At 66.6% G+C, this 18,125-nt stretch carries 12 protein-coding genes; all 12 read right to left on the minus strand.

Translation table 11 applies throughout. The features are described from left to right. Positions 1 to 28: 28 nt before the first annotated feature. On the minus strand, positions 29 to 2,209 hold the full coding sequence (locus tag VHP37_08625; GenBank protein ID HEX2826395.1) for a primosomal protein N': 2,181 nt from the start codon (positions 2,207 to 2,209) through the stop codon (positions 29 to 31). 345 nt (positions 2,210 to 2,554) lie between these two features. Continuing rightward, positions 2,555 to 3,616 carry a uroporphyrinogen decarboxylase gene (gene hemE / locus VHP37_08630; GenBank protein ID HEX2826396.1) on the minus strand — a complete coding sequence of 354 codons (1,062 nt, stop codon included), beginning with the start codon at positions 3,614 to 3,616 and terminating at the stop codon, positions 2,555 to 2,557. Between the two features lie 124 nt (positions 3,617 to 3,740). Next, a complete protein-coding gene (locus tag VHP37_08635; protein ID HEX2826397.1) occupies positions 3,741 to 5,177 on the minus strand; it encodes a glutamate synthase subunit beta in 1,437 nt (478 codons plus the stop codon). Between the two features lie 93 nt (positions 5,178 to 5,270). Then, positions 5,271 to 9,932, minus strand: a complete 4,662-nt coding sequence (locus VHP37_08640) for a glutamate synthase-related protein (protein HEX2826398.1) — start codon at positions 9,930 to 9,932, stop codon at positions 5,271 to 5,273. A gap of 250 nt (positions 9,933 to 10,182) precedes the next feature. After that, positions 10,183 to 11,319 (minus strand): deoxyguanosinetriphosphate triphosphohydrolase, encoded by a 1,137-nt coding sequence (locus VHP37_08645; GenBank protein ID HEX2826399.1) that lies wholly within the window; start codon positions 11,317 to 11,319, stop codon positions 10,183 to 10,185. Beyond that, the gene (gene aroB / locus VHP37_08650) at positions 11,312 to 12,397 is read right to left on the minus strand and encodes a 3-dehydroquinate synthase (GenBank protein HEX2826400.1); all 1,086 of its coding nucleotides are present in this window, start codon (positions 12,395 to 12,397) and stop codon (positions 11,312 to 11,314) included. The genes VHP37_08645 and aroB overlap by 8 nt, the downstream gene beginning before the upstream one ends. Before the next feature lie 13 nt (positions 12,398 to 12,410). Next, positions 12,411 to 12,968 (minus strand): shikimate kinase, encoded by a 558-nt coding sequence (locus VHP37_08655; GenBank protein ID HEX2826401.1) that lies wholly within the window; start codon positions 12,966 to 12,968, stop codon positions 12,411 to 12,413. 106 nt (positions 12,969 to 13,074) lie between these two features. Further along, positions 13,075 to 15,222, minus strand: a complete 2,148-nt coding sequence (locus VHP37_08660; GenBank protein HEX2826402.1) for a type IV pilus secretin PilQ — start codon at positions 15,220 to 15,222, stop codon at positions 13,075 to 13,077. Next, positions 15,219 to 15,740 (minus strand): pilus assembly protein PilP, encoded by a 522-nt coding sequence (locus VHP37_08665; protein HEX2826403.1) that lies wholly within the window; start codon positions 15,738 to 15,740, stop codon positions 15,219 to 15,221. Before VHP37_08665 ends, VHP37_08660 begins: the two co-directional genes overlap by 4 nt. Next, on the minus strand, positions 15,737 to 16,369 hold the full coding sequence (locus tag VHP37_08670) for a type 4a pilus biogenesis protein PilO (GenBank protein HEX2826404.1): 633 nt from the start codon (positions 16,367 to 16,369) through the stop codon (positions 15,737 to 15,739). Before VHP37_08670 ends, VHP37_08665 begins: the two co-directional genes overlap by 4 nt. After that, on the minus strand, positions 16,366 to 16,971 hold the full coding sequence (locus VHP37_08675; GenBank protein HEX2826405.1) for a PilN domain-containing protein: 606 nt from the start codon (positions 16,969 to 16,971) through the stop codon (positions 16,366 to 16,368). Before VHP37_08675 ends, VHP37_08670 begins: the two co-directional genes overlap by 4 nt. Continuing rightward, positions 16,968 to 18,095: a pilus assembly protein PilM gene (locus VHP37_08680; GenBank protein HEX2826406.1), complete on the minus strand. Its 1,128-nt coding sequence runs from the start codon at positions 18,093 to 18,095 to the stop codon at positions 16,968 to 16,970. The genes VHP37_08675 and VHP37_08680 overlap by 4 nt, the downstream gene beginning before the upstream one ends. Between the last annotated feature and the right edge of the window lie 30 nt (positions 18,096 to 18,125).

Consider the following 18,125-nt stretch of genomic DNA (forward strand, 5'->3'; position numbering starts at 1 on the left):
GCGCGGAGTTTATCAGTACGCCGCGGGGTTACAGGTCGATCGGGTCGACGTCGAGCGCCCAGCGCGCGGCGCTCGATTTCTCCGCGGCGAGGAGGTCGCGCCACGCCCCGAGGAACGCGTGCAGCCGGGGCCTCGACAGGGACTGCACCAGGAGCTGGGCGCGCTCGCGCCCGGCGAGCCGCACCATCGCCGCGGGCACCGGATCGTAGAGCTCGACGCCGTCGGCGAGCGCACGGCCGATCTCGCGCGCGTGCTCGAGGAACTCGAGCGCGGTCGCGACCTCGGGCGCTTCGGCCCGCAGCAGGACCTGGTGCCGATACGGCGGGAAGCCCGCGGTGCGCCGCTCGTCGAGCAGCGTTTCGGCGTAACCCGCGAAGTCCTGGGTCTGCAGCGCGGCGTAGAGCGGATGGTGCGGGAATTCGGTCTGGATCAGCACTTCGCCCTGTGCTACGCCGCGGCCCGCGCGCCCGGCCACCTGCGTGAGCAGCGCATACAGCCGCTCGGACGCCCGGAAATCGGCGCTGTAGAGCATCGCGTCGGCGTTGAGCACGCAGACCAGGGCGAGATGCGGGAAATCGTGTCCCTTGGCGAGGATCTGGGTGCCGACGAGGATGTCGACGTCACGCGACTGGATCCGCTTTCTCATGTCGTTCCACGCATTGCGCCGGCGCGTCGTGTCGCGGTCGATGCGCAGGATGCGCGCGTCCGGGAAGCGCTGGGCGAGCGCCGCCTCGACGCGCTGGGTGCCCTGCCCGATCGGCGACAGGTCGGGATTGCCGCACGTCGGACACGCCGCCGGAACGCGCTCCAGATGGCCGCAGTGATGGCAGTGCAGCTCGCGTGCGGGCAGGTGGAGCACGAGCTGCGCCGAGCAGCGCTTGCAGCCGGACAGCCAGCCGCACGCATGACACATCAGCACCGGCGCCCAGCCGCGCCGGTTGATGAACACCAGCGCCTGCTCGCCGCGAGCGGTCGAACGGCCGATCGCATCGAGGATCTCGGGCGCGAGGCCTTCGTAGACCTGCGCGCCGCGCACGCTGACGCACGCGATGTTCGGCGGGCGGCCGTTGATGCGCGCCGGCAGCTCGACCGGCGTGTAGCGGCCGCTTTGCGCGTTGTGATAGGTCTCGAGCGCCGGCGTCGCCGAGCCGAGCACGACCGGCACCGCGCGCTGGCTCGCGCGCACCACCGCGAGGTCGCGCGCCGAATAGCAGAAGCCTTCGGTCTGCTTGAAGGAGGCGTCGTGCTCCTCGTCCACGACGATGAGCGCCAATCGAGGCAGCGACGCGAAGACCGCGAGCCGTGTCCCGAGCACGATGCTCGCCTCGCCGGCCTGCGCCGCGAGCCAGTTCCTCGCGCGCTCGGTTTCGTTGAGCCCGCTGTGCAGGCTCGTCATCGCGGCGCCCGGGAAGCGCGCCTGCACCATCGCTTCGAGCTGCGGCGTCAGCGCGATCTCGGGGACGAGCATGAGCACCTGCCCGCCGCGCTCCAGCGTGCGTTCCGCAATGTGCAGGTAGACCTCGGTCTTGCCGCTGCCGGTGACGCCGCGGAGCATGAACGCGCGGAAAGTCCCGAGCGACTGCACCACGGCATCGACCGCGGCCGCCTGGGCGTCGTTGAGCGCCGGACCGCACGCCGCACCCGCCGCCGACGCGGCGGCACGTCGCGCGCGCACGCGACGTTCTACCCAGCCGGTGGCTTCGAATTCGCGCAGCGCCGCGGGCGCGCTCGCCGATATCTTCCTGACATCCGCGCGTGTCAGGGCGCACTGGCGCAGCGCTGCGAGCAGCCGCCGCTTGACCAGCGCCCGACGCGGGATGGCGTCGTCCTGCTGCTGCTGCCCCAGGTGAGTGAGTACATACTCCACCTCTTCCGCGCGTCCCGCCGATTCGGCTTTGCGCAGCCTGACCGGCAGCGCGTTCATGACGACCTGGCCGAGCGGATAGTGGTAGTAATCCGCCGCGAAGCGCAGCAGCGCGAGATCGTCGGACGACAGCGCGGGCGAATCGCGCAGGATGCGCGTGACGCGCTTGAGCTTCTCCGCGGGAAAGATCGAGTGATCGCTCACGCCGAGCACGACGCCCAGCGTCATCCGTCGCCCGAACGGCACGACGGCGCGGCGGCCGACGTCATCATCGGTCGCGTCCGGCGCGAAGTATTCGAACTCGCGGTCGACCGGCACGTCGAGCCCGACGCGGAGCACTTTCATGGCGCGGCGTCCGGAGTCATGCAGGTTAGAAGACGAACCTCAAGTGAAATCTTAGATTCGCGTACAAGCTGTTTATGCGAAGCCGGAAAAGCTTCTTGTGCACAACGCGCTGTGGATAACTGTGTTGATCTTTTCGCGCCGATGTGCCTAGCGCGGACCCCGTGGCCGGGGGCAGCGTCATTGTGCAGTTGCACAAAACAGCCGAATTCGCCGCGGAAACAACACGTTGGGCTATTTGTCAGAGAGCGCCTGACAGCTAGCGCGCGCTTACATCCCGCTAAAACGTTGCTGTGAATAAAGTTTTTGGGAACGCGCGACGGCACGCCGGATGCACACGCGGCCGCGTCAGTGGTACTTGCGCGACAGATCGTGCACTGCATCAACGAGCACCGCCAGATTGTCCGGGTCGGTGTGCTGCGAGATGCCGTGGCCGAGGTTGAAGACGTGGCCCGAGCCGTGGCCGTACGACTCGAGCACTGCGGCCACTTCGGTGCGTATGCGTTCGGCCGTGCCGAACAGCACCGAAGGGTCGGCGTTACCCTGCAGCGCGACCTTGTCGCCCACGCGTTGGCGCGCCGCGCCGATGTCGACCGTCCAGTCGAGCCCGACCGCGTCGGTGCCGATGCCCGCCATCGATTCGAGCCACAGCCCGCCGCCCTTGGTGAAGACGACGCGTGGAACCGTGCGGCCTTCGGACTCGCGGATGAGCGCGCTCATCACCTCCTGCATGTACGGCAGCGAGAACTCGCGATAAGCCGCGTCGCTGAGCGATCCGCCCCAGGTATCGAACACCATGACCGCCTGCGCGCCGGCTTCGATCTGCGCGTTGAGATACGCCGTCACCGCTTTCGCGTTCACCGACAGGATCTCGTGCAGCAGATCGGGACGGCTGTAGAGCATGGTCTTGATCAGCCGGAAATCATCGCTGCCGCCGCCCTCGATCATGTAGCACGCGAGCGTATAGGGGCTGCCGGAGAAACCGATCAGGGGAACGCGGCCGTCGAGCGCCTTGCGAATCTGCGCGACCGCGTCGATCACGTACGAGAGATGCTCGTGCGGATCGGGCACGAAGAGGTTGCGCACTTCCCATTCGTTGCGCAGCGGGCGCTCGAATTTCGGGCCTTCGCCGGCCTGGAAGGTGAGCCCCAGTCCCATCGCGTCGGGGATCGTCAGGATGTCCGAGAACAGGATCGCCGCGTCCAGCGGATAGCGCGCGAGCGGCTGCAGCGTCACCTCGGTTGCAAGGTCGGGACTCTTGGCGAGCTTGAGAAAGCTGCCGGCCCGCGCGCGCGTCGCGTTGTATTCGGGCAGGTAGCGCCCCGCCTGCCGCATCACCCAGACGGGGGTATACGGCGTGGGCTGCCGTTGAAGCGCCCTGAGGAAAGTGTCGTTCTCGAGCTTAGTCATCGGGTGGAACATGAACGCGGCTGAAACGCGAACGCGGGTGAAACGTGAAACGGGAAACGTGAAATGTGAAACGCGCGCCCTGCAGCATAGCCCCGATTCTACGTTTCACGTTTCACGCCGGGCGCTAGCGCGGCAGCTCGGAGTGCCCCATCAGGAACTCGTCCACAGCGCGGGCTGCCTGCCGCCCCTCGCGGATCGCCCAGACCACGAGCGATTGGCCGCGCCGCATGTCGCCCGCAGCGAAGACCTTGGGTATCGACGTGCGGTAGTCGTCGGTGTTGGCCGCGACGTTGCCGCGCGGGTCCTTGGCCACGCCGAGCTGCTCCATGAGGCCAGACTGCACCGGCCCGAGGAAACCCATCGCCAGCAGCACGAGATCGGCTTTCATCTCGAACTCGCTGCCCGGCACTTCCTGCATGACCATCTGGCCTTTTTCGTTCTTCACCCATTCGACGCGGGCGGCGACGAGCTTCTCGACCTTGCCGTTCGACCCTTCGAAGCGCTTGGTGGCGACCGCCCAGTCGCGCTCGCAGCCTTCCTCGTGCGACGAGGAGCTGCGAAGCTTCACCGGCCAGTACGGCCACACCAGCGGCTTGTTCTCCTGCTGCGGGGGCTGCGGCAGCAGCTCGAACTGCGCGACCGACGCCGCGCCGTGGCGATTGGACGTGCCGACGCAGTCGGAGCCGGTGTCGCCGCCGCCGATCACGACGACGTGCTTGCCCGTCGCCATGATCTGGTTCGGAACGCGGTCGCCGGCGACGACCTTGTTCTGCTGCGGCAGGAAATCCATCGCGAAATGCACGCCGTCGAGCTCGCGGCCGGGAACCGGCAGGTCGCGCGGAAACTCCGCGCCGCCCGACAGCACGACCGCGTCGAACTCGTCGACCAGCGCCCTGGGGTCGACGTTGACGCCGACGTGCTGGTTCACCCGGAACGTAACGCCTTCGGCCTGCATCTGCTCGATGCGGCGGTCGATGGCGCTCTTCTCCATCTTGAAGTCGGGAATGCCGTAGCGGAGGAGCCCGCCGATGCGGTCGGCTTTTTCGAACACCACCACGTCGTGACCGGCGCGCGCGAGCTGCTGTGCAGCCGCGAGCCCGGCGGGACCGGAACCGACCACGGCCACGCGCCGACCGGTCCTGCGGTCGATGCGCTGAGGCGCGATCCAGCCCGATTCCCACGCCTTGTCGGCGATCGCGTGCTCGATCGACTTGATGCCGACCGGGTCGTTGTTGATGTTGAGCGTGCACGCCGCTTCGCACGGCGCGGGGCAGACGCGACCGGTGAACTCGGGGAAGTTGTTGGTGGAGTGCAGTGTGTCGATCGCCCGCTTCCAGTCCTGGCGGTAAACGAGGTCGTTCCAGTCCGGGATGATGTTGTTGACCGGGCAGCCGCTCATGCAGAACGGCGTGCCGCAGTCCATGCAGCGCGCGCCCTGCACGCCGGCCTGCTCGTCGGAGAGCCGCGCGACGAACTCGCGCCAGTGCCGCACGCGCTCCTGTACCGGCTCATACGGCTCGGCGAGCCGCTCGAACTCCATGAAACCCGTGATCTTGCCCATAGCGTCTACTCTAGTGTGAGGCGCGCGAGAGGCGCCACCGGCGAATGCCGGAGGCGCTCCTCACGCTTGAACGGATAACGAAGCCGTCGCCGCTCAGGCGGCGATTCTCTTGTGCTTGGCCGCAAGCTCGGCGAGCGCACGGCGGTACTCTTTCGGGAAGACCTTGACGAAGCGGGTGCGAAAGGAAGCCCAGCCGTCGAGGATCTCCTTCGCCCTCGCGCTGCCGGTGTAGCGGGCGTGGCGCTCGATCATACGCTTGACGACCGCTTCGTCGGACTCGCCCATGTGCCACAGGTCGCGCGCGAGCTTGGCGTCCTGCTCGCCTTCGGTGAGGACCGGCTCGAGGTCGACCATCGCCTGGTTGCAGCGGCCCGCGAACGCGCCGTCTTCGTCGAGCACGTAAGCGATCCCGCCCGACATGCCTGCGGCGAAGTTGCGGCCCGTCATGCCGAGCACCACGACCGTGCCGCCGGTCATGTACTCGCAGCCGTGGTCGCCGACACCTTCCACGACCGCGTGCGCGCCCGAGTTGCGGACCGCGAAGCGCTCGCCCGCGACGCCGCGGAAATACGCTTCACCCGCGATCGCGCCGTAGAGCACCACATTGCCGGTGATCACGTTCTCGTTCGGCTTGCCGCGGAACTTGGGCGACGGCTGGACCGAGATGCGCCCGCCGGAGAGGCCTTTGCCGCAGTAGTCGTTGGTGTCGCCGATGAGCTCGATCGCCACGCCTTTCGCGAGGAAAGCGCCGATGCTCTGACCCGCCGATCCGGCGAAGCGGATCTGGATCGTGTCCTCGGGCAGGCCGTCGTGGCCGTAGCGCTTGACGATCTCGTGCGACAGCATCGTGCCCACCGTGCGGTTCAGGTTGCGGATCGGCATCTCGATCGACACTTTCTCTCGACGCTCGAGCGCAGGCTGCGCGAGCTCGATGAGACGATGGTCCAGCGCCTTGTCGAGGCCGTGGTCCTGCGCTTCGACGCGATAGCGCGCGACTTCCGGGCCGACCTTCGGCTGATGGAAGATCCGGGTGAAATCCAGCCCGCGCGCCTTCCAGTGCTCGATGCCTTTGCGCGTGTCGAGCAGATCGGAGCGGCCGATGAGCTCGTTGAACGTGCGTAGCCCAAGCTGGGCCATCAGCTCGCGCACTTCCTCGGCGACGAAGAAGAAGTAGTTGATGACGTGCTCGGGCTTGCCGGTGAACTTCTTGCGCAGCTCCGGATCCTGCGTGGCGACGCCGACCGGGCAGGTGTTGAGGTGGCACTTCCTCATCATGACGCAGCCCTGCACGACGAGCGGCGCGGTGGCGAAACCGAACTCGTCGGCGCCGAGCAGCGCGCCGATCACCACGTCGCGGCCGGTTTTCATCTGGCCGTCGGCCTGCACCACGATGCGACCGCGGAGCCGATTGAGCACCAGGGTCTGCTGGGTCTCGGCGAGGCCGAGTTCCCACGGCGTGCCCGCATGCTTGATCGACGACCACGGCGAAGCGCCCGTGCCGCCGTCGTGACCGGAGATGGTCACGTGGTCGGCTTTCGCTTTCGCCACACCCGCGGCGACCGTGCCGACGCCGACTTCGGAGACGAGCTTCACCGAGATCGACGCCTGGTGGTTCGCGTTCTTCAGGTCGTGGATGAGCTGCGCGAGGTCCTCGATCGAATAGATGTCGTGGTGCGGCGGCGGCGAGATGAGCTCGACGCCCGGCGTCGAGTAGCGCAGCAGCGCGATGTACTCGGACACTTTCTTGCCGGGGAGCTGCCCGCCTTCGCCGGGCTTGGCGCCCTGCGCCATCTTGATCTGGATCTGCTCGGCGCTCGCGAGGTATTCCGCGGTGACGCCGAAGCGGCCCGAAGCGACCTGCTTGATCTTGGATTTGAGCGAGTCGCCCTCCCGGATCGCGATGTCGCTCACCACGCGGCTCTGCCCCAGTCGTGCGGCCAGCGTCTTCTCCTCGGCCTTCACGCGCTCGTAGCGGTTGCGGTCCTCGCCGCCTTCGCCGGTGTTCGACTTGCCGCCGATGCGGTTCATGGCGATGGCGAGCGACGTATGCGCCTCGGTCGAGATCGAGCCGAGCGACATCGCGCCCGTGGCGAAACGCTTCACGATCTCGGCCGCGGGCTCGACTTCCTCGATCGGGATCGGTTTCGCCTGATCGAAGCGGAACTCGAACAGACCGCGGAACGTCATGTGGCGCGCCGACTGGTCGTTGATGAGCTGGGCGTATTCCTTGTAGGTGGAATAGCTGCCGGCGCGGCCCGCGTGCTGCAGCTTGGCGATGGCGTCGGGCGTCCACATGTGCTCTTCGCCGCGCACGCGCCAGGCGTATTCGCCGCCGGCTTCGAGCGCATTGGCGAGCACCGCGTCGCGCGAGAACGCGGAGCGATGGATGCGCACCGCTTCCTCGGCGACTTCGAACACGCCGATGCCGCCGATGTTCGAGGTCGTGCCCGAGAAGTACTTCTCGACGAGGTCCTTCGAGAGGCCCACCGCTTCGAAGATCTGAGCGCCGGTGTACGACATGTACGTCGAGATCCCCATCTTGGACATCACTTTCTTCAGGCCCTTGCCGATCGCCTTGATGAAGTTCTTGCAGGCTTTCTTCGCGTCGACGTCGGCGCCGAGGACCTTCGCGTCGGCGAGGTCGTGCAGGGTCTGGAAAGCGAGATACGGATGCACCGCTTCGGCGCCGTAGCCCCCGAGGAGCGCGAAATGGTGCACTTCGCGCGCCGAGCCGGTCTCGACGACCAGGCCGGTCGAGGTGCGCAGGCCCTTGTTGACGAGGTGCTGGTGGATCGCCGACAGCGCGAGCAGCGCCGGAATCGCGAACTGGTCGCGGTGGATGCGCCGGTCGGAGAGAATGAGGATCGAGTAACCCGCGCGCACCGCGTCTTCGGCCTGCGCGGCGAGGCTCGCCAGGCGCGCTTCGATCGCTTCCTTGCCCCACGCCAGCGGATACGTGATGTCGAGCTCGTGCGACTTGAACTTGCCGTCGGTGTAGCGCTCGATGTGACGGATCGTCTCCATCTGGTTGAAGTCGAGCACCGGCTGCGAGACTTCCAGGCGCAGCGGCGGGTTCATCTCGTCGATGCCCAGGAGGTTGGGCTTCGGTCCGATGAACGACACCAGTGACGTCACCAGCTCCTCGCGGATCGGGTCGATCGGCGGGTTCGTCACCTGCGCGAAGAGCTGCTTGAAGTACTGGTAGAGGTTCTTGTTCTTGTTCGACAGCACCGCCATGGGCGAGTCGTTGCCCATGGAGCCGATCGGCTCTTCGCCGTTCATGCCCATCGGCGACATCAGGAACTTCACGTCTTCCTGCGTGTAGCCGAAAGCCTGCTGGAGGTCGAGCAGCGACTCGTTCGGCACCGGACGCGGCTCCGAAGGCGCCGGCAGGTCGTCGAGCTTCACCCGGATGCGGTCGATCCACTCGGAGTACGGCTTGGCCGAGGCGAGGCTCTCCTTGAGCTCGCGGTCGTCGACGATGCGGCCTTTCTCGAGATCGACGAGGAACATCTTGCCCGGCTGCAGGCGCCACTTCTTGACGATCTTCTCTTCGGGGATCGGCAGGCAGCCGCATTCCGAGCCCATGATCACGAGATCGTCGTCGGTGACGATGTAGCGCGAAGGCCGCAGGCCGTTACGGTCGAGCGTCGCGCCGATCTGGCGGCCATCGGTGAAGGCGATCGACGCCGGACCGTCCCACGGCTCCATCATCGCGGCGTGGTACTCGTAGAACGCGCGGCGCGAGCCGTCCATGTGCTGATGCTGCTCCCACGCTTCGGGGATCATCATCATCATGGCGTGCGCGACCGAGTAACCACTCATCACGAGCAGCTCGAGCGCGTTGTCGAACGACGCCGAGTCCGACTGGCCGGGGTAGATCAGCGGCCACACCTTGTCGAGGTCCTTCTGCAGGATGGGGCTGGAGATCGCGCCCTGGCGCGCGCGTATCCAGTTGACGTTGCCGCGCAGGGTGTTGATCTCGCCGTTGTGCGCGATCAGGCGGAAGGGGTGCGCGAGGTCCCACGTCGGGAAGGTGTTGGTCGAGAAACGCTGGTGCACGAGCGCGAGCGCCGAGGTGACGCGGTCCTCCTTGAGGTCCAGGTAGTACTCGCCGACCTGATGCGCCAGCAGCATGCCCTTGTAGACGATGGTCCGCGCGGACATCGACGGCACGTAGAACTCCTTGCCGTGCGCGAGCTTGAGCTGCTGGATCGCGTGGCCCGAGGCCTTGCGGATGATGTAGAGCTTGCGCTCCAGCGCGTCGGTGACGGTGACGCCCTTGCCGCGGCCGATGAAGACCTGGCGGATCACCGGCTCGATCTTCTTCACCGACTCGCCGAGGCCGGAGGAGTCGACCGGCACGTCACGCCAGCCGAGGAGGACCTGGCCTTCGTCCTTGATCGCGCGCTCGATCTCGTACTCGCACGCGAGTCGCGAGGCGGGCTCTTTCGGCAGGAACACCATGCCGACTCCGTACTGGCCCAGCGGCGGCAGGCGCACGCCCTGCGCGAGCATCTCCTCGCGGAAGAACGCGTCGGGAATCTGGACCAGGATGCCTGCGCCGTCGCCGGCGAGCGGATCGGCGCCCACCGCGCCGCGGTGCGTCAGATTCTTGAGGATCAGCAGGCCCTGCTGGATGATCGCGTGAGATTTTCGGCCCTTGATATTGGCGACGAAGCCGACGCCGCAGGCGTCGTGCTCGTTGGCGGGGTCGTATAGTCCCTGGGCGACAGGCAGGCCGGATCCGTTCACGGGGGTTCTCCAAAAGCAAACCGCAAAAAAGAGCTAACTCGAGCGCGCACGTCCCGCGCCCGTTTCACGCGCGCACTTCGATCGCGCATTCAGTCGATCCGGCGCGCCTGTTTGTTGCGATGCGACAGGCAAGATGCCAAACCGGGAGTGAAACCCGTTAAGTCTACATTGGTTCAAGGGGTTACTACAACAAAAACGTGACGGGGGCCGCGCCGTACCGCCGCAATTTTGCGGCGGCAGCGCGCGGGAATCAGGTCACCGAAGCGGCGTCGACGGCGAAAAGCCGGCGGTGCTCGGCCATCGCGTAACGGTCGGTCATGCCCGCGACGTAGTCCGCGACCCCGCGCGCCTTGTCCTCGTCGGCGCGCGCCTGGAATTCGGGCGGGAGGAGCTCGGGCTCGGCGAGAAAGACCTGGAAGAGGTCGCTGATGATGCGGCGGGCCTTGCTCGCCATGCGCGCGACCTTGTAATGGCGATAGAGGTTCTCGTGCAGGAAGCGCTTGAGCTCGAGCTGCTCGTCGCGGATGGCGTCGGAGAAAGCGATGAGCGGCGGCGCCTCGCGCACGGCGTCCACGTCCTTCGGCGCGTGCTCGCGGATGCGGGCGGCGCTGGTGTCGATGAGGTCGGAGACCAGCGTGTCGATCATGCGGCGCACCGTCTCGTGCACCAGGCGTCGGCCTTTGAGATCCGGAAACGCGCCGAGCGCTTCCTTGCGATGGCGCTTGAAGATCGCCACCTCGCAGAGGTGCTCGTCGTCGATCAGACCCGAGCGCAGGCCGTCGTCGACGTCGTGATTGTTGTAGGCGATCTCGTCGGCGAGATTGGCGATCTGCGCTTCGAGCGATGGCCGCTTTTTCTTGAGGAACCGCTCGCCGACCGAGCCGAGCTGGCGCGCGTTGGCGACCGAGCAGTGCTTCAGTATCCCTTCGCGCGTCTCGAACGTGAGGTTCAGCCCGTCGAACGCGCCGTAACGCTGCTCCAGCAGGTCGACCACCCGCAAGGATTGAAGGTTGTGCTCGAAGCCGCCGTACGGCTTCATGCAGGCGTTGAGCGCGTCCTGACCCGCGTGGCCGAACGGCGTGTGGCCGAGGTCGTGGGCAAGCGTGATCGCTTCGGTCAGATCCTCGTTGAGCGCGAGATTGCGCGCGATCGAGCGGCCGAGCTGGGCGACTTCGAGGCTGTGCGTGAGCCGCGTGCGGAAGAGATCGCCTTCGTGGTTCACGAATACCTGCGTCTTGTATTCGAGACGCCGGAACGCGGTGGAATGGATGATGCGGTCGCGGTCGCGCTGGTACTCGGTGCGTCCGCGCGGCGGCGGCTCTGCGTGCAGGCGGCCCTGAGTGCGCGCGGACGACGCGGCGTAGGGTGCGAGGCCGGGCTCAGGCATGGAGCGCGGTCTGGTCCAGCACTTCGTTGAGCGCGCGCGCCGGCGCTTCGGTGACGATCGCCTCGCCGATCTGCTTCAGCACCACGAACTTGAGCTTGCCGCCTTCGACTTTCTTGTCGTGGCCCATCAGCTCGAGCCAGCGCTCGCGGCCGAGGTCGGGCGAGGCGATCGGCACGCCGATGCGCTCGACGAGGCGCGTCACGCGCTCGACGTCCGCGTTGGAGAGATAGCCCATGCGCTCGGAGAGCCGCGCCGCGAGCACCATGCCCGCGCCCACCGCCTCGCCGTGCAGCCACGTGCCGTACCCCGTGCCCGCTTCGATCGCATGCCCGAAGGTGTGGCCGAAGTTGAGGATCGCGCGCAAACCGCCTTCGCGCTCGTCGACCGCGACGACCTCCGCCTTGTTGCGGCACGACTGCTCGATCGCGTACGCGAGCGCCTCGGCCTCGCGCGCGAGCAACCGGTCCATGTTGGCTTCGAGCCACGCGAGGAAGTCGGGATCGCGGATGAAGCCGTACTTGATCACCTCGGCGAGCCCCGCCGCGAGCTCGCGCCCGGGCAAAGTCTGCAGCGTGTCGGTGTCGGCGAGAACGACCCGGGGCTGGTAGAACGCGCCGACCATGTTCTTGCCGAGCGGATGGTTGATCGCCGTCTTGCCGCCGACTGCCGAATCGACCTGGGCGAGCAGCGTCGTCGGGATCTGGATGAACGGCATGCCGCGCTGATACACCGCCGCGGCGAAGCCGCCGACGTCGCCGACCACGCCGCCCCCCAGCGCGATAAGGGTGGTGCCGCGCTCGCAGCGTTGCTCGAGGAGCGCGTCGAAGATCGAGTTGAGCGTTCGCCAGTCCTTGTGCTCTTCACCGTCGGGCAGCACGACCGACATCGTGCGCACACCTGCGCCTTCCAGCGCATCGAGCACAGGCCGGAGATACAGCTTCTCGAGCGTGGTGTTGGTGACGACGGCGACGCGCCTTTGTTTCAGGTGCGCGGTGAGGAGCTCCGGCCGCGCGAGCAGGCCGGGACCGATGTGGATGGGATAGCTGCGATCTTCGAGATCGACGTTCAGCGTGCGCATGCGGTGGATACCGTCAGGCGGCGTTGTCGCGCGCGACCTGCGCGAGCCGCTGCTCGAGCCGGTGGGCGAGGCTGCTCACGCTCTGGTTGCCGGTGTCGACGACGACGTCGGCGACCTCGCGATACAGCGGATCGCGCTGGGCATAGAGCTCGGTCAGCTTCGCCAGCGGATCGGCGGTCTGGAGCAGCGGGCGGTTGCGATCGTGGCGCGTGCGCTGGTACAGCTCGTGCGGGGACGCGCGCAGGTAGACGACCGTGCCGCACTCGGCGAGCACCTTGCGGTTCTCCGGCGCGAGCACCGCGCCGCCGCCGGTCGCGAGCACGACGCCCTTGGTCGCGCACAGCTCGGAGAGCATGCGGCTCTCGCGCGCGCGAAAGCCGGCTTCGCCTTCGATCTCGAAGATCACCGGGATGCGCACGCCCGTCGCACGCTCGACTTCGTGATCGGAGTCGTAGAAGGTCTTGCCGAGGCGCCGCGCGAGCAGCCGCCCGACCGAAGTCTTGCCGGCCCCCATGAGGCCGACCAGGAAAATGTTGGCTTCGGACGCGACGCGGCCGGGGTTGGTCGACATGCCGCGCATTTTAGCCGACGCGGCGTTGCCGCGTCGGCTCGCGCCGATAAACGCCAAGGAGGGAAACCAAGGTTTCCGTCCTTGGACCTCCCTTCCTTCAATAAGCCTAAGGTGTGACGCGAAGGGTGTCTTTGAGGATCCGCGGCGTGACGAAGATCAGCAGCTCGTTGCGGTTGTCGAACTTCTGCGTCTGCTTGAAGAGGAAACCGACGTACGGCAGGTCGCCCAGCAACGGCACCTTGTTCACCGTCGTGCGCTCGTCCTGCGTGTAGATGCCGCCGATCACGACGGTGCCGCCGTTCTCGACGAGCACCTCGGTCGTCACCTGCTTGGTGTCGATCGACGGACCGGACAGCGTCTGCTGGCCGACGCTGTCCTTGTGCACGTTCAGGCTCATGATCACGTTGTCGTCGGGCGTGATCTGCGGCTTCACCTTGAGCGACAGCGTCGCTTTCTTGAACTGTACCGCGGTCGCGCCGCTCGAGGTCGCCTGCTGGTACGGGATCTCCGTGCCCTGCTCGATGATCGCCTCGACCTGGTCGGCGGTGATCACGCGCGGACTCGAGATGATCTTGCCGCGGCCGTCGGCCTGGAGCGCGGACAGCTCGAGGTTGAGGAAGCGCGTCATCTTGTCGTTGAACAAGAGGAACGAGAAGAAGCCGGGCTGCTGGCCGTTGATCACCGGCGCCGGCAGGTTCACGCTGAGCGAGTCGGGGAGGAAGCTCGTCGCGGTGTTCGGCGTCTGGAAGGTCTGCACACCGGTGCTCGCGAGGTTGCCGCCCGCGAGGAAGCGCGCGCCGGTGCCGCTGATCTCCTGGCCGACCGAGCCGCGCGCCGAGAGGTCGAGCGTGCCGAGCCGGACGCCGAGGTTGCGGCTGAAGGTGTCGAGCGCTTCGACGATGCGCGATTCGATCATCACCTGGCGCACCGCGACGTCGACCTTGCGGATCAGGCGCCGCACTTCCTCGAGCCGCGTCGGCGTGTCCTGCACGAAGATCGTGTTGGTGCGCGGGTCGATGACCGCGCTGCCGCGCTTGCTGAGGATGCGCTGCTTGTCGTCGGTCAGCAGCTTCGCGAAGTCGATCGCGCGCTGGTAGTTCAGCTGGAAGGTCTCGGTCCGCGTCGGCTCGAGCTCGGCGATCTGCGCCTGCGCTTCGAGCGCGAGCTTCTCGCGCGCGGCGAGCTCGTCGCGCGGCGCGATCCACACGACGTTGCCCGTCTTGCGCATGTCGAGACCCTTGCTCTGCAGGATGATGTCGAGCGCCTGGTCCCACGGCACGTCGCGCAGGCGCAGCGTGAGGTTGCCGGTGACGGTGTCGCTGGTGATGATGTTCAGGCCCGTGAAGTCGGCGATGACCTGCAGCACCGCGCGCACCTCGACGTTCTGGAAGTTGAGCGAGAGCTTCTCGCCCACGTAGCCGGGACGCACGAGGCGGTTGGGGTCTTCGACGACCTGCTTCACCTCGACGATGAAGCGGTTGTCGGTCTGGTAGGCCGAATGTTCCCAGTTACCCCGGGGCGTGATCGTCAGCCGCGCGTTGCCGCCCTGCGCGAACGATTCGAGCTGCTGCACCGGCGTGCCGAAATCGGTCACGTCCATGCGCCGCTCGAGGTTGCGCGGCACCGCGGTGTTGGCGAAGTCGACGACGATGCTGCGGCCCTGCGTGCGCACCGCGATGCCGACCTGACTGTCGGAGAGGTCGACGATGATGCGGCCTTCGCCGCCGGGGCCGCGACGGAAATCGATGTCGCGCAGCGCGTGGCGGCCGTCGCCGGGACGCTGCTCCGCGAAGTGCTGGGTGATGCCGGGCGCGGCGGGCTGCGCCGTGGCGGCGATCGCTTTCTCGGGCGAGCCGGCGAGCGTGATGAGCACCGTGCGGCCTTCGATCTGGGTGTCGTAGGTCACCGCACGCCCCAGCTCGAGCACCATGCGCGTGCGGTCGCCCGCCTGCACGACGTTGATGCGGCGCAGGTCGCCCTCCGCGACATCCTGCGAGGTGCGGCCGAGCGCGTTGCCGGTGTTCGGGAAATCGAGCGCGATCCGCGGCGGGTTGCTCACCGTGAAGCCGGCGGGCGGATTGGCGGGCGGATTCTGCATCGTCACGCGAACCACGATGCGTCCGCCCGACTGGGCGGAAACATTGACCGCCTGGATGTTGTTCTGCTGGGCGTAAGCCAGGCTCGTGAGCGCGCAAAGCGCGAAAGCCGCGAGCGCGAGCAAGGCGCGGCCGGTGTATGTGACGATGGCGTTCATTTCTTTGCCTCCTGTTCCTCCGACAAAAGGAGGGCTTGATCTTTTTCTTCCCAGTTGCCGGCGCTGTCCTGGACGATCTCTTTGATCTTCACGGCGGATTCCGAGATGCCGACGATGCGCCCGAAGTTCTGGCCGAGGTAGTTGCCGACCTTCACCCGGTATAGCGCGTTGTCAGGAGCCCGAACGAGGGCGTAAATCTCTTTCTTCTGCTCGAGCGTGCCGACCATCTTGAGGTTCTCGAGCGGAAACGCTTCGAGCGGCTCGCGGCGGCGGTTCAGGTCCGGCGCGACGCCGCCGCCGCCTTTGGGCGGCTCGATCTTGCGCGGCTTGAACGGATCGGTCAGGTCGAACGCGTTGTAGGTGTACGGCTCGTAGGGCTTCATCTCGGGAAGCGGCGGGATGTTGCCGTGGGGCAGCTTGTCCGAGTCCTTCACGAACTGTCGCAGGTCGCCGTACTGCTCGCCGCCGCAGGAAGCGAGCAGCGTGCACGCGAGGACGAGGGTGAGGCCGCGCGTCACTTCGCGCCCCCTTTCTTGTCCTTGTCCTTCCGGCGCTGCGCCGCGAGCTCTTCCTCGTCGAGGTAACGGAAAGTCTTGGCGGTGGCATCCATGACGAGCGAGCCGTCCTTGTTCGCCCCGAGCGCGATGTCGTTGAGCGTCACGATGCGAGAGAGCTTGCCGACGTCGCTCGCGAAAGCGCCGATGTCGTGATAGCTGCCGGTGATGCGGATCGTGATCGGCAGCTCCGCGTAGAAGTCCCGGATCGTCTCTTCCGCGGCGGGCTTGAAGAGCTCGAACTGCAGGCCGCGGCCGAGGCCGGCCTGGTTGATGTCGGTGAGCAGCGCGTCCATCTCCGATTTGCCCGGAAGCTGCTTCAGGAGCGCGCCGAACTGCTTCTCGATGTCCTCGAGCTGCTTGCGGTATGCGGGAAGGTCCAGCGCCTGCTTCTTCTTGTCGACGAACGTGGTCTTGAGCTGCTCCTCTTTCGCTTTCTCGGCGTCGATGTTCGCGAGCTGGTCCTTCCAGTCGAACCAGTATGCGACCGCGATGATGAGCAGCAGCACGATCGCGAGCGTGCCGAGCTTGGGGCCTGCGGGCCACGATCCGATCTTCTTCGGATCGAGCCGCCTCAAATCGTCGAGGGTCATGACGCTCCAGTCGCTGCCGCGGTCTTCGCCGGGGGCTTGCCCTTGATGTCTTCTTCGGGTTTCGGGCGCTCGATGCTCACAGCGAGCGTGAATTCGTTGATGCGCGCGCTACCGAGCGTCACCGCCTTGATCTCGACGAGGTTGGAGCTCTCGAGGTACGGCGACGAATCGAGGTTGCGCATGAGCGTCGAGACGCGAGCCTGCGACTGGGTGTAGCCGTTGATCACGACACGCGGCCCGGTCTGCTTCACGTTCTTGAGATACACGCCGTCGGGCAGCTGGCGCGCGAGCTCGTCGAGCAGGTGCACGACCTCGGCGCGGTTGGTCTGCAGCGTTTCGACCACCTTCTTCCGGGCGAGGAGCGAAGCGGTCATCTCCTTGAGCTTCTTGATGTCCTCGATCTCCTTGTCCAGCTTGACGATCTCGGACTGGAGATAGGCGTTCCTCTTCTGCTGGTCTTCGAACGTCGAGGCGAGCGAGGCGTGCACGACCATCGCGATCGCCACGCCCAGCGCGGCGACGGCGCCGAGCATGATGAAGTATTGCCGCTGCTGCCTTCTGCGGCGTATCTCCCGATGCGGCAGCAGGTTGACGCGGATCACGGATCGAACCTCCGCAGCGCGAGCCCGGTGGCGACCATGAGCGAAGGCGCGTCCTGGGTGAGACTCTTCACCTTCACGCGGGGCGAGACGTCCATGTTCACGAACGGGTTGGCGATGATCGTCGAGACCTGCGTGCGGCGGCTCACCGATTCGGCGACGCCGGGTATCGCGGCGCAGCCGCCGGCGAGCACGATCTGCGCGACCTGGTTATAGGGCGTCGAGCTGAAGAAGAAATGCAGGGCGCGCGCGATCTCGAGCCCCATCTTGTCGACGAAGGGCTGCAGCACGTCGCTCTCGTACTCGGGCGGCAGGCCGCCGTCGCGCTTGGCGACCTCGGCTTCGTCGGCGGAGAGCCCGAACTTGTTCTGGATCTCCTGCGACAGCTCGTTCCCGCCGAAAGGCTGCTCGCGCAGGTATATGGATTGCCCGTTGCGCAGCACGTTGACAGTCATGATCGACGCGCCGACGTCCACCATCGCGATGTTCTCGTCCTTGTTCTCTTCCTCCGAGTCCGGCGCCATCAGCTCGAACGCGGCCTGCGCGGCATACAGGTCGACGTCCATCACGGTGGGCTTCAGCCCCGCGGCCTCGGCGGCGGCGACGCGGTCCTCGATCTTTTCCTTGCGCGACGCCGCGATCAGCACTTCGACGTCGTCGGGATTGTTCGGCGCGGAGCCGAGCACCTGGAAATCGAGGTTCACTTCGTCGAGCGAGAACGGGATGTACTGGTTCGCCTCGGTCTCGACCTGCACCTCGAGCTCTTCCTCGGTCTGCCCGGCGGGCACCAGGATCCTTTTACTGATCACCGCCGCATTGGGCAGCGCCAGCGCGACGTTCTTGATATTGGTGCCGAGGCGCTTGTGGCAGCGCTTCAGCGCGTCGCTCACCGCGTCGAGGTTGTTGATGTTGCCTTCGACGACGGTGTCGCGCGGCAACGGCTCGATCGCGTAGCGTTCGACGCGATACAGCCCGCGGCCCGCTTCGGTGAGCTCGACCATCTTGATCGACGACGAGGACAGGTCTGCGCCGATGAGCGGCGGCGCCTTGGGCTTGAATAGCCGTTCGAGCGCCGCCGTATCGAACTTCAACCCGCTGGTGTCGAGGCTGAATTTTCCCTTTAACATAAGCTTGTTGCGCTGTCTGGCCCAGAATCT

The organism is Burkholderiales bacterium, from assembly GCA_036262035.1.
In the GTDB taxonomy this organism is placed as follows: Bacteria; Pseudomonadota; Gammaproteobacteria; order Burkholderiales; family SG8-41; genus JAQGMV01.

What these genes read in the sequence shown, in the direction of transcription:
- VHP37_08625 (HEX2826395.1), bottom strand. Translation starts at nt 2,209, where the DNA reads ATGAAAGTGCTCCGCGTCGGGCTCGACGTGCCGGTCGACCGCGAGTTC.
- hemE (HEX2826396.1), bottom strand. Translation starts at nt 3,616, where the DNA reads ATGACTAAGCTCGAGAACGACACTTTCCTCAGGGCGCTTCAACGGCAG.
- VHP37_08635 (HEX2826397.1), bottom strand. Translation starts at nt 5,177, where the DNA reads ATGGGCAAGATCACGGGTTTCATGGAGTTCGAGCGGCTCGCCGAGCCG.
- VHP37_08645 (HEX2826399.1), bottom strand. Translation starts at nt 11,319, where the DNA reads ATGCCTGAGCCCGGCCTCGCACCCTACGCCGCGTCGTCCGCGCGCACT.
- aroB (HEX2826400.1), bottom strand. Translation starts at nt 12,397, where the DNA reads ATGCGCACGCTGAACGTCGATCTCGAAGATCGCAGCTATCCCATCCAC.
- VHP37_08655 (HEX2826401.1), bottom strand. Translation starts at nt 12,968, where the DNA reads ATGTCGACCAACCCCGGCCGCGTCGCGTCCGAAGCCAACATTTTCCTG.
- VHP37_08660 (HEX2826402.1), bottom strand. Translation starts at nt 15,222, where the DNA reads ATGAACGCCATCGTCACATACACCGGCCGCGCCTTGCTCGCGCTCGCG.
- VHP37_08670 (HEX2826404.1), bottom strand. Translation starts at nt 16,369, where the DNA reads ATGACCCTCGACGATTTGAGGCGGCTCGATCCGAAGAAGATCGGATCG.
- VHP37_08680 (HEX2826406.1), bottom strand. Translation starts at nt 18,095, where the DNA reads ATGTTAAAGGGAAAATTCAGCCTCGACACCAGCGGGTTGAAGTTCGAT.